At 67.7% G+C, this 15,279-nt stretch carries 15 protein-coding genes; 13 read left to right on the plus strand and 2 right to left on the minus strand.

Annotated elements, in window-relative coordinates; all coding sequences use genetic code 11:
* Together MBTS_RS13655 and MBTS_RS13660 are read left to right on the plus strand one after the other, a co-directional pair.
* A partial coding sequence (locus MBTS_RS13655) for a lytic murein transglycosylase (RefSeq protein ID WP_192215864.1) occupies positions 1 to 611 on the plus strand: 611 nt, incomplete at its 5' end.
* 499 nt (positions 612 to 1,110) lie between these two features.
* Entirely contained in the window at positions 1,111 to 1,365 is a 255-nt protein-coding gene (locus tag MBTS_RS13660; protein WP_192215865.1) for a hypothetical protein, read from the plus strand.
* Between the two features lie 146 nt (positions 1,366 to 1,511).
* On the opposite strand, the gene rplS is transcribed toward MBTS_RS13660, so the two are convergent.
* Complete coding sequence (gene rplS / locus MBTS_RS13665) at positions 1,512 to 1,967, minus strand: 50S ribosomal protein L19 (RefSeq protein ID WP_018042354.1); 456 nt, start codon at positions 1,965 to 1,967, stop codon at positions 1,512 to 1,514.
* Positions 1,968 to 2,244: 277 nt separating this feature from the next.
* On the opposite strand from rplS, the gene MBTS_RS13670 reads away from it, so the two are divergent.
* From MBTS_RS13670 to MBTS_RS13715, 10 genes are all read left to right on the plus strand, one after another.
* Entirely contained in the window at positions 2,245 to 2,811 is a 567-nt protein-coding gene (locus MBTS_RS13670; protein ID WP_056158707.1) for a NifU family protein, read from the plus strand.
* A gap of 123 nt (positions 2,812 to 2,934) precedes the next feature.
* Positions 2,935 to 3,615: a tRNA (adenosine(37)-N6)-threonylcarbamoyltransferase complex dimerization subunit type 1 TsaB gene (tsaB, locus tag MBTS_RS13675; RefSeq protein ID WP_147829202.1), complete on the plus strand. Its 681-nt coding sequence runs from the start codon at positions 2,935 to 2,937 to the stop codon at positions 3,613 to 3,615.
* Positions 3,612 to 4,133, plus strand: coding sequence for a GNAT family N-acetyltransferase (locus MBTS_RS13680; protein ID WP_192215866.1), 522 nt, complete (start codon positions 3,612 to 3,614; stop codon positions 4,131 to 4,133). The genes tsaB and MBTS_RS13680 overlap by 4 nt, the downstream gene beginning before the upstream one ends.
* 27 nt (positions 4,134 to 4,160) lie before the next feature.
* The gene (locus tag MBTS_RS13685) at positions 4,161 to 5,033 is read left to right on the plus strand and encodes a lysophospholipid acyltransferase family protein (RefSeq protein WP_192215867.1); all 873 of its coding nucleotides are present in this window, start codon (positions 4,161 to 4,163) and stop codon (positions 5,031 to 5,033) included.
* A 264-nt stretch (positions 5,034 to 5,297) separates the two neighbouring features.
* A complete protein-coding gene (miaB, locus tag MBTS_RS13690; RefSeq protein ID WP_056158715.1) occupies positions 5,298 to 6,638 on the plus strand; it encodes a tRNA (N6-isopentenyl adenosine(37)-C2)-methylthiotransferase MiaB in 1,341 nt (446 codons plus the stop codon).
* A 111-nt stretch (positions 6,639 to 6,749) separates the two neighbouring features.
* Positions 6,750 to 7,859, plus strand: a complete 1,110-nt coding sequence (locus MBTS_RS13695) for a PhoH family protein (RefSeq protein WP_147829196.1) — start codon at positions 6,750 to 6,752, stop codon at positions 7,857 to 7,859.
* 5 nt (positions 7,860 to 7,864) lie between these two features.
* A complete protein-coding gene (ybeY, locus tag MBTS_RS13700; protein WP_018042347.1) occupies positions 7,865 to 8,356 on the plus strand; it encodes an rRNA maturation RNase YbeY in 492 nt (163 codons plus the stop codon).
* A gap of 36 nt (positions 8,357 to 8,392) precedes the next feature.
* Positions 8,393 to 9,517 (plus strand): hemolysin family protein, encoded by a 1,125-nt coding sequence (locus MBTS_RS13705; protein WP_192215868.1) that lies wholly within the window; start codon positions 8,393 to 8,395, stop codon positions 9,515 to 9,517.
* Positions 9,518 to 9,634: 117 nt separating this feature from the next.
* On the plus strand, positions 9,635 to 11,326 hold the full coding sequence (gene lnt, locus MBTS_RS13710) for an apolipoprotein N-acyltransferase (protein ID WP_192215869.1): 1,692 nt from the start codon (positions 9,635 to 9,637) through the stop codon (positions 11,324 to 11,326).
* Positions 11,323 to 12,510 (plus strand): CynX/NimT family MFS transporter, encoded by a 1,188-nt coding sequence (locus tag MBTS_RS13715; protein ID WP_238253811.1) that lies wholly within the window; start codon positions 11,323 to 11,325, stop codon positions 12,508 to 12,510. The genes lnt and MBTS_RS13715 overlap by 4 nt, the downstream gene beginning before the upstream one ends.
* A 69-nt stretch (positions 12,511 to 12,579) precedes the next feature.
* On the opposite strand, the gene MBTS_RS13720 is transcribed toward MBTS_RS13715, so the two are convergent.
* Positions 12,580 to 14,169 carry a catalase gene (locus MBTS_RS13720; protein WP_147829190.1) on the minus strand — a complete coding sequence of 530 codons (1,590 nt, stop codon included), beginning with the start codon at positions 14,167 to 14,169 and terminating at the stop codon, positions 12,580 to 12,582.
* Between the two features lie 148 nt (positions 14,170 to 14,317).
* Between MBTS_RS13720 and MBTS_RS13725 the strand changes: the two genes are divergently transcribed.
* Positions 14,318 to 15,277 carry a LysR substrate-binding domain-containing protein gene (locus MBTS_RS13725; protein ID WP_192215870.1) on the plus strand — a complete coding sequence of 320 codons (960 nt, stop codon included), beginning with the start codon at positions 14,318 to 14,320 and terminating at the stop codon, positions 15,275 to 15,277.
* Positions 15,278 to 15,279 lie beyond the last annotated feature (2 nt).

Raw genomic sequence — 15,279 nt, forward strand, 5'->3', positions numbered from 1 at the left:
TCGCCGTCGACGGCGACGGCGACGGGCGCCGCGACCTCGTGGATTCTGTGCCCGACGCGGTGGCCTCCACCGCCAACTTCCTGCGCGTGGCCAAATGGTCGAACGGCCAGCCCTGGGGCTACGAGGTGCGTGTACCGAAGGGCTTCAATGCCGGGGCCGCCGGGCGCAAGAACAAGCACGCCGTGGCGCATTGGGCTTCCATGGGGGTCACCCGGATCGACGGACGCCCGCTTTCCGGAGACGGCCCTGCCGGCATCCTGCTCCCGGCCGGCATCAACGGCCCGGCTTTCCTGGTGACCCGGAATTTCGACGCCCTCTATTCCTACAATGCCGCCGAATCCTATGGTCTCGCCATCGCGGTGCTGTCCGACCGCCTGCGCGGCCGCTCGGGCGTCCAGGCGGAATGGCCCACCGACGATCCGCCCCTGTCGCGCGCCGAGCGCCGCGACCTTCAGACCAGATTAGCGGCCCAGGGCTACGATGTCGGCGAACCGGACGGCAAGGTCGGCGCCAAGACCCGCGACGCGATCAAGGCCATCGAGCGCAAGCTCGGCATGCCGCAGACCGGGCGACCGGGCGGCAAGGTGCTCGAGGCCCTGCGCCGGGGGTAGTGGTGCGAAGGGGTCGGGACGTCCTCGTTCGATCGGCCGACCCGACCTCCAATCCGCTCTTTCTGGGACGCTGATGAAGCTGACCCCTCATCCGAGGCAGCGCCGGTCGCTGCCTCGGGCTGTGACGCCCAAGGCTTCGGCCGGAAGGAATGTTTCCGACGACATCTTCTCATCACTTGAACTCGAGCGGCGTGATCGCTTTTGTAAGATGACGCCGATATCTGCCGTTATTTATCGAGATCGCTTCCGGAAGTAAAAACTCGATTTACTTTGCTATGTGCCGTCATCTTACCGATGACCTTTTTTATTTTGCTTTGGCGGGACCACGTTCGGATCGAGTCATGCGGTTAATCCGCCTCTCCGAACGCAATGTCTCGCATTTCCTCATGGCCCGTGTGACGCCGCACCCTGTTCGCGGACTGGGCTGTTTGGCGTAGGATTAGGCATTATTGGACGCACGTTGATCCTTATGTAGCTGAAACATGCACTAAGGAAAATCATGTTGTATAAAAATGTAGCAATTGCCGCCGTGCTCATTCTAGCGACGGCTTCCTCGGCTGCTGTTGCCCAGACGGCGGGGAAGCGCGGCGTTCAACAGCGTCACCAAGATATCGACGCGACTCATGCGATCGACCAGCGCTATGAGCCGTCGCGGATGTTGAGCCCTGCGCCGAAGCAGGACATGAAAATGATCCCCTTCCCCCGTGGCGGGCGGATGGAAATGATCCTCGTGCCGGCCAATCCATCCTCCTAGATGTTGCATCGAGGACGCGACGGGTCGAGCATGTCTCGGGACACGAGACTGCTTTGGGATGGATGCCGATGCGGCGTCCATCCGCCAACGAAAAAGGCCGGGCAATGCCCGGCCTTTCGCAATTCTGAAGAATCGCGCCGAAGATCTTACTCGGCAGCGGTCTTTGCCGCGGACTTCGCGGCCTTCTCGGCCTTGCGGGCGTCCTTGTTGGCCTTCGAGGCGTCGGCCTTTGCGGCCTTCTCGGCGGGACGGTCGGCGCGCTCGACGATACGGGCCGACTTACCGCGACGGTCGCGCAGGTAGTACAGCTTGGCGCGACGCACCTTGCCGCGACGCACGACGGCGATCGAATCGATCATCGGCGAGTAGACCGGGAAGACGCGCTCGACGCCCTCGCCGTAGGAAATCTTGCGGACGGTGAAGCTCTCGTTGAGGCCGCCACCGGAGCGCGCGATGCACACGCCTTCATAGGCCTGCACGCGGGTGCGCTCGCCTTCCTTCACCTTCACGTTCACGGTCACCGTGTCGCCGGGCTGGAAGTCGGGAATGGTCTTGCCGAGCGCAGCGATCTGCTCCTGCTCGAGCTGCTGGATGATGTTCATGGTCAAGTTCCTGCCGGTGCGCGCCCGCGATCCCAGGAGGGGAATGCGTGCGTCAGGATTTCGGCATCCTGTTTTGAGTTGCCGCGGGCTATACAGGAAGCATCGAGGCTTGTCGACATCCCACACAGCGAAAGCGCGTCTGCGGGCATGACCGCGGAGGTGTGCAGGTTGAGAAAATCCCGCGCGCGGTCCACATGAATACAGAGGCGCGGGCCATTCCCCGCGCCCTTCCCGGCCGGCCTTGAACCGGCGCAGTGGACGAGGATACATCAAAGCCATGTTCATCCAGACCGAAGCCACCCCGAACCCCGCCACCCTGAAGTTCCTTCCCGGCCGCGTGGTCCTGCCCGAATCGACTTTCGAGGCGCGCGACGTCGAATCCGCCGCGCGCTCTCCCCTCGCGCAGCGCCTGTTCGACGTTCCCGGCGTCGCGGGCGTGTATTTCGGCCATGACTTCATCTCGGTGACGAAGATCGAGAACGAGCATGGCTGGCCGCAGGTGAAGCCCGCGATCCTCGGTGCGATCATGGAGCATTTCCAGTCGGGCGCCCCGGTCCTGGCCGAAGGCGTCGTCCTCGGCGGCGACGATGCGGAGGAGTTCTACGACGAGGCGGACCACGACACCGTCGTCACCATCAAGGACCTGCTTGAGACCCGCGTGCGCCCGGCCGTGGCCAGCGATGGCGGCGATATCACCTTCCGCGGCTTCAAGGAGGGCGTCGTCTACCTGGAAATGAAGGGCGCCTGTTCCGGCTGCCCGTCCTCCACCGCCACCCTCCGGCACGGCGTGCAGAACCTGTTCAAGCACTTCCTCCCCGAGGTGCGCGAGGTCCAGGCGGTCTGATCGCCGTCGCAAGCGCGCAACACCCCGCGTCCTTCGTCTCTTTCGAGGCCGCCCCGCGCTGACGGGGCGGCCTTTTCCGTCGTAAACTCATGCGCCCGACGGGCATCCCGATCTGGAGTGACGTTGCGTATCCTGGCTATCGACACGGCGCTCGACGCCTGTTCCGTCTGCATCGCGACGGATCTCTCCGACGATCTCCTCGCCGAAGAATCCATGACGCTGGCCCGTGGCCATGCCGAGGCGCTGCTTCCCATGCTCGAACGCGTGATGGCGCGGGTGGAGGGCGGGTTCGAGAGCCTCGACCGGGTCGCCGTTACCGTCGGTCCCGGGAGCTATACCGGCTTGCGCGTCGGCCTTTCTGCCGCCCGGGCCGTCGGGCTCGCGGCACAGATTCCGGTGGTCGGCGTCACCACCCTCTCGGGCCTCCTGGCACCGCTCCTCGCCACGAACGGCCAGGGCCTGATCGCGGCCGCGATCGATGCCCGGCACGGCTCCGTCTATTTTCAGGCCATGAACATGGCGGAAGGCATCGTCGTGCCTCCGAGCCTGTTGCGGCTCGAGGAAGCGGCCGATCACGTCGGCCGTGATGCCGTCACCCTCGTGGGGTCCGGTGCGCCCGCTCTGTCGGGCTTGCTCAGGTCCCGCGGCATCGCCGCGACGGTCAGCGATGCCGGCCCGCCGCAGATCGCCTGGATCGCCTCCCTCGGCATGCTGGCCGACCCAGCCCAAGCCCTGGCACGCCCGCTCTATCTGCGCGGACCGGATGCCACTCCACAGGATCACGCGAGGCTGGCCCGTCGATGATTCGTCCCGTCTCTCCGCTCTGGGCTCTCGATTGGTGGCTGGCCTGGTGGGACGCCTGGGGCGGCGAGCCCTATGTCACGCCCCTGCGCGATTCCTCCTCCGCCGCCGCCCTCGCCCGCCTCCATGCCACCGCCTTCGCGCGGCCGTGGGACGCCCACGAATTCGAGCGGATGCTGTGCGAGCGCTCCACCGAGGCCCATGCCCTGTGGCGGGCCGGTTCGATCCAGGGCTTCATCCTCTCGCGCCGCGTGGCCGACGAGGCCGAGATTCTGACCGTCGTCCTGGCGCCTGCCGTGCGCGGTGGGGGTCTGAGCCACAAGCTCGTGCGCGAGCATCTCGGGCATCTGGCATTGAGCGGCGTGCGCAACGTCCATCTCGAGGTCGACGAGGGCAACGCCGCCGCCCTGAAGCTCTATGCCCGTCACGGGTTCAAGCAGGTCGGCGAGCGGACGGGGTATTATGCCCGCCCCGATGGCAGCCGCGCCACCGCCTTCACCATGACGGCGACCCTGTCGTGAGCCGCGATTCGTGATCGGCTGCGGGCGATGACGCGTCTCGGCACCGTCTTCCGGCTCCTGATCTGCGTCCTCGCCTTCGCGGTGCTGGTCGGGCCGCACCTCCTCAGCCTCAGGTTCGGGCGGGGGCGCATCGCCGCGCATACGCCGACCTACTTCCACCGGATCTTCCTGGCGCTGTTCTCGGTGAGGGTGACGCAGAGTGGCACGCCGCCGGCCCTCGGCGAGCCGGCCCTCGTCCTGTCCAACCACATCTCCTGGCTCGATATCCTCGTCCTCGGGTCGCTGCGGCCGCTCTCTTTCGTGGCGAAATCGGAGATTTCCGGCTGGCCCGTGGTGGGAACCCTGGCCCGTCTCCAGCGCACGGTCTTCATCGACCGGGCGCGCCGCGCGGCCACCGCCAGCGTCAACGCCACGGTGGCGAGCCGGTTGACCGACGGCGATCTCATCGTCCTCTTTGCCGAGGGCACCACGGGCGATGGAACGCGGCTGCTGCCGTTCCGCTCCTCCCTGGTGGGGGCCGCCCGCGCCGCCATCGATGCCGAGGGCGGTACGCGCGACAGGGTGCGGCTCCAGCCCCTCGCCCTCACCTATCCGCGCCGCAACGGCCTGCCCGTGGTCCGCTCGGAGCGGCCGGGCATCGCCTGGTACGGCGACATGGAGCTCGCGCCGCATCTCGCGGTCTTCCTCCGGGACGGTCCGATCGACGTCCACGTCGTCTGGGGCGATCCCATCGCCTTCGAGGCCGGCACCGACCGCAAGCGCGCCACCGCCATGGCCGAAGCCTCGGTGCGCAGGGCGATGCAGGCCTCGGTGACGGGACGGTGGGAGAGCGGGGCGGCGGTTCGGTCGGTTCCGCCACCCGGCACGGAGACGTTGCCTGCCTCGAATATCGCCGCCTGAAACCCTTCAGGCGGCGATGATCGACGGTTCGATGGCCGCAAAAGCGTCGGCATCCCGAGATCATTCGGCCAACGATGTTGATGGTCGCCATGCGTGTTTGCGGCGCAGCAAGACGTCACGGCGTTCGTCCAAGGTCAGTCTTTGTCGCGGTCGCGCGTAGAGTGTCGTGGGGAAGCGACGGGCCGGGTGAAACGTGGTAGCACCGCCGACAGCAATGGGCGTCCGAGCGACGCCCGGGGTTCATACGGTGCTGGAACGGTCGCGTTGAAGAAAGCCTTCGTCAAATCCTATGGCTGCCAGATGAACGCCTACGATGCGGGCCGCATGTCGGACCTGCTCGCCAGCCAAGGCTATGCCGCCACGGAGAGCGTCGAGGAGGCGGATGTCGTCGTCCTCAACACCTGCCACATCCGCGAGAAGGCCGCCGACAAGGTCTATTCCGAACTCGGGCGCCTGCGCGTTCTGAAGACGGCCCGAGCCGAGGCCGGCCTCGACACCCGGATCGTGGTGGCCGGCTGCGTCGCGCAGGCCGAAGGCAAGGAGATCCTGGCGCGGGCGCCCTCGGTCGACGTGGTCGTCGGCCCGCAGAACTACCATCGCCTGCCCGATCTCCTCACCCGTTCCGCCTCGACGCGCGTTGTCGACACGGAGTTTCCCGTCGAGGACAAGTTCGACCATCTGCCCATCCGGCGGACGGCGGCCGTATCCTCCTTCCTCACCGTGCAGGAAGGCTGCGACAAGTTCTGCGCCTTCTGTGTCGTGCCCTACACGCGCGGCGCCGAGGTCTCGCGCTCGGTGGAGGCGATCCTGGACGAGGCGCGCAAACTCGTTCGGGGCGGGGCGCGCGAACTCACGCTGATCGGGCAGAACGTCAACGCCTATCACGGGGCCGGCGCCGACGGCGTTCCGGTGACGCTTCCCGCTCTGATGCGCGCTCTCGAGTCGATCCCCGGCCTCCTGCGCCTGCGTTATACCACGAGCCACCCCAACGATATGGCCGATGACTTGGTCCGGGCACATGGGGAAATCGCCGCTTTGATGCCCTACCTGCATCTCCCGGTGCAGTCGGGCTCCACCCGCGTACTGCAGGCGATGAACCGCAAACATACGGGCGACGAGTATCGCCGGCTCATCGAGCGCGTGCGCCGGGTCCGGCCGGATATCGCCCTGTCCTCCGACTTCATCGTCGGGTTTCCCGGCGAGACCGACGTGGAGTTCGACGAGACGATGCGCCTCGTGGCCGAGATCGGCTTCGCGTCGGCCTATTCGTTCAAGTACAGCCCGCGCCCCGGTACGCCGGCCGCCGAGCGCGAGGACGCCGTGCCCGAGGCCGTGAAGTCCGAGCGCCTCGCAGCCCTCCAGGCCCTGCTCGATGACCAGCGCCACGCCTTCAACGCGTCCGCCGTGGGCCATGTCGTCGAGGTGCTGGTGGAGAAGGCCGGCCGCCATCCGGGGCAGGTCGCCGGCAAGACGCCGCATCTTCTGCCCGTCCAATTCGATGCTCCGGCCGCTACCATCGGTACGGTCGTGCCCGTGCGCGTGGTCCGGGCCGGGTCGAACAGCCTGTTCGGCGAAGCCGTCACCGACGAGGCGGCGGCCGCTTGAAAGCGCGCATGCCACGGAATCGCACCTCCGCCCCGGGCGACGGGCCGGCCGCGTCATGCCGTTCTCAATTCACTCGCAACGCTCGCGAGACCCACAGCAAGGAGACTCTGCGTGCCGGCATCTGACGGTCTGAGTGGACGGGGGGCGCCCTTGCGGGGGCGTGGGCCAGCGGCGCGGATAGGTGAGATCGTGGAGACGGTGGACGTATCGCTGACCTTCGACGACAACCGGCTCGCGAGCCTCGTCTTTGGCCAGTACGATCAGAACGTGGCCCATATCGAGCGGCGCCTCGCCGTCACCGCCACGGCCCTGGGCAACCACCTCGTGGTGAAGGGGCCGCCGGATTCCGCCGAGAAGGCGCGCAAAGTCTTCGAGCGGCTCTATGCCCGCGTGACGGCGAGCGGTACCGCCCTCACCCTCGGCGATGTCGACGGAGCGATCCAGGAGACGACGCTCCAGGGCAACCTCTTCCCCACCGCCGAAGTGAGTGCCGAGCCGGACCGTCCGCATTTCGACCAGATCGCCACGCGCAAGCGCGGCGCCGTGCGAGCCAGGAACGCGGCTCAGGACACCTACATCAAGCTCCTGCGCAACCACGAACTCGTCTTCGCCGAAGGCCCCGCCGGCACCGGCAAGACCTGGCTCGCGGTGGGCTACGCGGTGTCCCTGCTGGAACAGGGCCATGTGGAACGTCTGATCCTGTCGCGCCCCGCCGTCGAGGCCGGCGAGCGTCTCGGCTTCCTGCCCGGCGACATGCGCGAGAAGGTCGATCCCTACCTGCGCCCGATCTACGACGCGCTCTACGACTTCATGGAGGCACGGCACGTGGACCGGAGCCTGCAGACCGGCGTCATCGAGATCGCGCCCCTGGCCTTCATGCGCGGCCGGACCCTGACGAACGCCGTGGTCCTGCTCGACGAGGCGCAGAACACCACCTCGATGCAGATGAAGATGTTCCTCACGCGTCTCGGCGAGAACTCGCGCATGATCATCACCGGTGATCCGAGCCAGGTCGATCTCCCGCCGGGCCAGAAATCCGGCCTCGTCGAGGCCGTGAACATCCTCGACGGCGTCGAGGGGATCGGCCGGGTCACCTTCCGCGACGTCGACGTGGTGCGCCACGACCTCGTTCGCCGTATCGTGACGGCCTATGAAACCGCCGCCCATGGCGAGGGTGGTGCGGATCGCTCGCCCACGTCCCGCCGCCGTCCCCTGGCCTGACGTCGATGCCCGAGATCGAATCCGAGATCGACGTCGCCGTGGAGGACCCCCGCTGGGAATCGGTGGTGCCGGACCTCGAAGCCTTCGTCGTCCGTGCTGTCGAGGCGGGGATCGCCATCGCCCCGGACGCGCCGGATCATCCGGTGGAGGTGAGCGTGCTCCTCACCACCGATGCCGTGGTCCAGGACCTGAACCGCACCTGGCGCGGCAAGGACAAGCCCACCAATGTCTTGTCTTTTCCTGCTCCGCCGCAACCCGCCCATGCGGGTGTCGCGGTGCCCCTCGGCGATGTCGTTCTTGCGTATGACACGATGCTGCGCGAGAGTGCCGAGCAGGGAAAACCGCTTCAAGACCACCTCGCGCACCTTCTGATCCATGGCACTCTTCATCTTCTCGGCCAGGACCACGAGACCGGCGACGCGGATGCGAACGCCATGGAGGCCTTGGAGACCGAAGCCCTGCACGGCCTCGGTATTCCCGACCCTTATGCCGACTGAGGGGCGATTCCGCCCGCAATCCCAGATCAGAGAGACATGACGAACGATCGAAGTCGCGGCGCGGCTCTGGCTGCGCCCAGTAGCGGTGACGGTGAGGCGCAGGCGCGCGAGCCCTGGTACGACCGCCTGCTGCACGCCTTCCATCTCCGGCCGCGCGATTCGTTGCGCGACGACATCGAGGATGCACTGGCCGAACCCGATTCGGGAGAGAACGTGTTCTCCCCCCTCGAGCGGGCCATGCTCAAGAACGTCCTCGGCCTGCACAAGGTTCGGGTGGACGACGTGATGATTCCGCGTGCGGACATCGTCGCCGTCTCGATGGAGACGAGCCTCGGCGATCTGCTCAAGCTCTTCCGTACCGCCGGCCATTCGCGGCTCCCGGTCTACGGCGAGACCCTCGACGACCCGCGCGGCATGGTCCACATCCGCGACTTCGTCGATCACATCGCCGCCAGGGCCGAAGCGACCCCCCGTCGTCCGAGCGCGGCCGTCGCCAGCGCCCTCCCCGACACGTCGGGCGATGTCGTCGCCGTCGTGCCCCCGCGCCCGCGCCGGAGCACCCGCGCGTTGAAGGCGCTCAACCTCGGCAATGTCGATCTCTCGGCGACCCTGGCTTCGACGCGGATCCAGCGTCCCGTCCTGTTCGTTCCGCCGTCCATGCCCGCCATCGATCTCCTGGTGCGGATGCAGGCGACGCGCACGCATATGGCCCTCGTCATCGATGAATATGGCGGGACCGACGGGCTCATCTCCATCGAAGACCTCATCGAGATGGTGGTCGGCGATATCGAGGACGAGCACGACGTGGCCGAAGGCCATCTGGTTCAGCGCGTCGAGGGCGATGCCGACGTGTTCATCGCCGATGCCCGCGCCGGACTCGCCGAGGTATCCGAGGTGAGCGGCGTCGATCTGGTCGCCGCGGTGGGCGAGATGGCCGAGGAGATCGACACGATCGGCGGCCTCATCGTCACGCTCGCCGGACGCGTACCCTCGCGGGGCGAACTCATCACCGGGCCGGGCGACCTCGAATTCGAGGTGCTCGACGCCGACCCGCGCCGGGTGAAGCGGCTGCGGCTGCATCGCGGCCCGATGAAGATCGCTCCACTGATACCCCTGGCCCTTCCGCCGCCGAGCAGCGGTCCGATCGCCGAAGCCTCGTAGCGCCTCGTTCCGGATCGAGCGCCCCGGATCCTGCGCCAGGTTTTCGTCTCACATCAGCTTTTCCCGAAACGTGACGGTCACGTCTCGGGCTGATGCTTCAGCCGGGATGACCCGAAGATGAGCTACGCCTTCGACGGTGCCGGGTCGCCCCAAGCGCCCCTGCGCGGAAGCGCGACGGGGCCGCTCGCTCACCTCGCGCAATGGATCATGCTCACCGCCGGCTGGCGCCGCCTGCTCGTTGCGGCCGCTGCGGGCGCCGTCGGCGCATTGGCGATGCCGCCTTTCGGTGCCCTGCCCGCCCTCGTCGTTTCGCTGAGCATCGCCGTTTGGCTGATCGACGGGGCGGCGACGGGGCGGCGGGGCAATCGCGGTGCCGTCCTCGCCTGCGCCGTCATCGGCTGGGCCTGGGGCTTCGGCTATCTCACCGCAGGCCTGTGGTGGCTCGGCTCCGCCTTCCTGGTGGAAGCCGACGAGTTCCTGTGGGCCCTGCCCCTCGGTGTCATCGGCCTGCCTGCCGTACTGGCGCTGTTCTATGCTGCGGGGTTCGCACTGGCGCGGCTCCTCTGGTCGCCTGGACTGTCGCGGATCGCCGCCCTCGCCATCGGCCTTTCCGCTTGCGAATGGCTGCGCGGCCACCTCTTCACCGGGTTTCCCTGGAACACGCTCGGCATGGCGCTCGGGCAGAACCTGTGGCTGATGCAATCCGCATCGGCGATCGGGCTCTATGGACTCACGCTTCTGGCCGTCCTGATCGGAGCCGCGCCCGCCACCCTCGCCACGGGCGAGACGGCGCGCGGGCGCTACGGTCCGGCCCTGGTCGCCTGTGCCGGACTGGCGGTGATGACCTTCATCGGCGCCTCGCGCCTGCCCACCATCCCCACGGCCACGGTGCCGGGGGTGCGTCTGCGGCTGGTGCAGCCGAACCTCAACCAGGACGCCAAGTTCCGGCCCGAGAACCGGGCGGACATCATCGACTGGTACATCGGCCTCAGTGATCGCGCCGCCGCCCCGGACCGGAGCGGCATCGCCGACGTCACCCATCTGATCTGGCCGGAATCGGCGTTTCCCTTCCTGATCCAGCGCGACCCGGAATCCCTGGCAAGAATCGCCGCCGCCTTTCCGGCCGGGCGGCAACTCATCACCGGCGCGGCCCGCGCCGAGGAGCCGTTGCCCAACGAGCGCCCGCGCTTCTTCAACTCGATCCTGACGATCTCGTCCGGTCCGAAGCTCGGCGACATCTACGACAAGGTTCATCTCGTCCCGTTCGGCGAGTATCTGCCGGGTCCCCTCGACGCCGCCCTGAGGGCAGTGGGCCTGCGCCAGTTCGTATCGATCCCCGGCGGATTCACGCCCGGCAGCCGCTCCGGCCAGCGTCTCCTCGACGTGACCGGGCTTCCCCCCGTCGTCGCCACCATCTGCTACGAGGCGATCTTTCCCGGCGAGATACTGCCCGGACACGCGCCCGACGGTCCGGCGCCCGTGCCGGGGCTGATCCTGAACCTCACCAACGACGCCTGGTTCGGTGATACGCCGGGTCCGCGCCAGCACTTCGCACAGGCGCGGTTGCGGGCCGTGGAGGAAGGATTGCCCCTGGTGCGCGACGCCAATACCGGCATCTCGGCGGTGGTCGACCCGTATGGACGCATCACCGCGAGCCTGCCCGTGGGTGTCGAAGGCATCCTCGACGCGGACCTCCCCGTCCGATTGCCCGGCCGCACAGTCTACGCCGTTCTGCGTGACCTGCCCTTCGCCGGGATGCTTGCCGGCCTCGGCCTCATCGCCCTCCTGGTAAGGCGCCGCATCGCGTGACCGAACCCACATTCCGAAACGCCCGCCCCGTCCTCATCGGGCTCGGGATGATGCTGGTCGCGTTCAACATGCGCCCTGCCCTCACCAGCGTCGGCCCCCTGCTTGATTCCATCCGCGCCGAGACTGGCCTGACCGCCGTGGGGGCGGCGTTCCTGACGACCCTGCCGGTCCTGTGCCTCGGCCTCGCCTGCGTACTCGGCCCGGTCGTGGTGCGGCGGACGGGGGCGGAGCGTGGTGTGCTGGTCGCGATCCTGGTCATCGCCCTCGGCTCGGCCCTGCGCGGGCTTGGAGGGCTCCCTCCCCTCTTTGCCGGGGCTTGTATCGCGGCCGTCGGAATCGGCCTTGCCGGCGTCCTGTTGCCCGGTTTGGTGAAGCGCGACTTCTCCGGGCAGGCCGGATTGATGACCGGACTCTACACGATGGTCCTCTGCCTCGGCGCGGCGACGGGCGCCGGATCGGCGGTGCCCCTGGCCGATGCCTTCGGAGGCTGGACGCGGGCGATGGCGGTCTGGGCCGTGCCGGCCGTGGCGGCGGCCATCGCCTGGATCGTCTTCGTGCCGCACCGCGAGAAGGGGCCGCCGCCCGCCCGCCGCCGCCCGCTCTGGCACGATTCCCTCGCCTGGCAGGTCACCGGTTTCATGGGCCTGCAATCGTCCCTCGCCTACATCACCTTCGGCTGGCTTCCGGTCGTGCTGCAGAGCCGTGGCCTGTCGGCGGTGGAGGCCGGATTCGTCACCTCCATCATGAGCATCGGGCAGGCGCCGAGTGCCCTCCTCGTGCCGGCTTTCGCCGCGCGGCTGCGGGACCAGCGCGGTATCGCGATCGCCCTTCTGATCCTGTCGGCGGCGAGCTTCCTCGCCCTTGTCGATGGACCGGTCGCACTCGTTCTCCCGTTCGGCATCGGGCTCGGTCTCGGAATCGGCGGCTTGTTCGGCCTCGCCCTCACCATCGTGGTGCTGCGTGCCCGCGACGCGGTCGGCGCGGCCGACCTCTCGGCGATGTCCCAGGCGGTGGGCTATTCCATCGCCGCCCTCGGCCCTCTGGGATTCGGTTTGGCGCACGACCTGTTCGGCGGCTGGCGCGTCTCGGCCGGTCTGTTCTGCGCCATCGCCCTGGCGTCCGGAATCTTCGCTCTCGGCGCGGGCCGCGACCGGAAGGTCGGAGCGCCTCCCGCCGCGGAATGACCCCATAAAAAAATCCCCGCGATCACGGAGATCGCGGAGAGGTCATGGCTCAGTCCGAATGACCGGAGCTTACTCGGCGGCGACGCGATGCGCCTGGCTGCCGTCCGTATAGGTCTCGGCCTGGAGACGCTTGCCCGGAGCCGCGCGGCCCGGAAGCGGCGGCAGGGCCTTGGCCTTCTCCAGATCGATGCCGGCACCTTCGGCGACGCGACGGCCGTAATCCTCGTCGGCATGCCAGAAGTGCCAGACCATCCGCAGCTGGATGGGCTCCGGGCACTGCTTCATGTCGCCGACGAGATTGGCGATCAGGTCGTCACGCTCCCAATCCTGGAAAGAACGGTAGCGGACGCCGGCCTGGGTGTAATCGTCTTCGGTGCGCGAGGTCTGGTAGCGGCCGAGCTGGCCCTGGACCGGCTGGTGATAGTCCTTGGCGGGCTTCGGAGCTTCGCGCAGGCCCTCGGCCAGGGTGGAGGGCTCGTAGTTGATGTGCCGGTTCGGGCCGGTGCCGTCGACCGAATAGGTCATCTGGCCATCACGCTGGTTCGAATAGACCTTCACACCGGGCTGCGGCGCATTGATCGGCAGCTGCAGGTAGTTGGCACCGACGCGGTAACGCTGGGTGTCCGAGTAGGACAGCGTCCGGCCCTGGAGCATCTTGTCGTCCGAGAAGTCGATGCCGTCCACGAGCACACCGGTGCCGAAGGCCGACTGCTCGACTTCCGCGAAGAAGTTGTCCGGCACGCGGTCCAGCACCATGCGGCCCACGGGCAGAAGCGGGAAGTCCTCGACCGGCCACAGCTTGGTGTCGTCGAGGGGATCGAACGACAGGTGGTCGTTCGGGCCGTCCGGCATGATCTGCACGCAGAATTCCCACTCGGGGAAGTTACCCTTGGAGATGTTGTCGTAGAGGTCGCGGGTCGCGTGACCGACATCCTTGGCCTGGATCTCGGACGCCTGGGCCGAGGTCAGGTTGCGGATGCCCTGCTTGGGCTCCCAATGGAACTTGCAGAGCACGGCTTCACCCTGGTCGTTGACCAGCTTGTAGGTGTTGACGCCCGAGCCCTCCATCTCGCGATAGTTGGCGGGAATGCCCCAGGGCGACTTCAGATGCGTCACCATGTGGATGGCTTCAGGGTGCTGGGCCACGAAGTCGAAGAAGCGCCATGGCTCCTGGCGGTTCGTCACCGGGTCCGGCTTGAACGCATGGATCATGTCGGGGAACTTGATCGCGTCGCGGATGAAGAAGACCTTGAGGTTGTTACCCACGAGATCCCAATTGCCGTCGACGGTCTTGAACTTCACCGCGAAGCCGCGCGGGTCGCGCTCGGTCTCGGGGCTCTCCTTGGCGCCGGCCACGGTGGAGAAGCGCACGAACATCGGCGTCTTCACGCCGGTCTCGTTCAGCACGCGAGCACGGGTATACTTGGAAGCCGGCTCGTTGCCGATCTTGCCGTAGGCTTCGAAATAGCCATGGGCGCCGGCGCCGCGGGCATGGACGACGCGCTCGGGAATACGCTCACGGTCGAAATGAGTGATCTTCTCGATGAACTGATAGTTCTCGAGGGTCGCCGGTCCCCGCTCGCCGACCGTGCGCGTGCTCTGGTTGTCACGGACCGGATGGCCCTGGCGGGTGGTCAGTATCGGGCGTTGATCGCTCATGCGGGACTCTCTCCTGAAATGTCGGGACGATCCGGATCGGGCATGCGGCGCCGCTACGCCATCCTGGAATCGTTCTGAGACACCCTTATGAACCGCGCCGGATCGTTTGGCTAATGCATCGTCGCAAAGGCTGCGATAGATAGAGCCTATGAACGTATCGGGTCTGTCCCTCCGGGATCTGGAATATGCCGTGGCCGTGGCCGACGAGAGCCACTTCGGCCGGGCGGCCGAACGCTGCAACGTCAGTCAGCCCACGTTGAGTGTGCAGGTGCGCAAGCTCGAAGAGGCCCTGGGCGTCGTCCTGTTCGAGCGCGGCAACCGGCGGGTCATGCTGACACCGGCGGGACAGAGCATCGTCCGGCAGGCGCGCACGGTTCTGGCGGAGGCGCAACGCCTGCTGGCCCTGGCGAGCGAAGGGCGCGGCGCGCCGCTCACCGGCCGCCTCGTCCTCGCGGCGATCCAAACCCTCGGCCCCTACCTGTTCCCCCTCGTGCTTCGGACGTTGAGGCAGGAATTTCCCGTCCTGTCCCTGGCGCTGAGCGAGGCCAGGACCGCGGAGATCCTGGAAGGCCTGCGTGACGGGCGGATCGATGCCGCGTTGATCTCCCTGCCGGTACCGACCTCCGGTCTCACCGTCTCGCCGCTGTTCATCGAGCCGTTCCTGCTGGCCTGCCCCTCCGACCATGCCCTCGCACAGGGTGGGGCGTTGCGGGCGACGGATATCGCCGGGCCGGACCTGCTTCTCCTCGACGAAGGCAACTGCCTGCGCGATCAGGCGGTCGCCGCGTGCGGCGCCGGCTCGGCGGCGGGCCGCCACGCCACCTCCCTCGAGACCCTGCGCTCGATGGTGGCCGCCGGCGCAGGCTACACCCTCCTCCCCGCCCTCGCCGTGCCGGCCGGGGCCGATGCCAGCGGCCTCACCGTGACGCGCAGCTTCGATGTGGATGGACCGGGCCGCACCATCGCGCTCGCCTGGCGGTCCAGCGATCCGCGCGCCGCCGGCCTGTCGCATCTGGCGGGCTTCTTCAGGGCGCATGCCCCCGCCGGGACCGCGGCGTTTCGCGACGATGCCGGGGCGAACCGTGACAGTGGCGCCGATCCGGTGTAACG

This window comes from Methylobacterium bullatum (assembly GCF_014845095.1).
GTDB classification, from domain to species: domain Bacteria; phylum Pseudomonadota; class Alphaproteobacteria; order Rhizobiales; family Beijerinckiaceae; genus Methylobacterium; species Methylobacterium bullatum.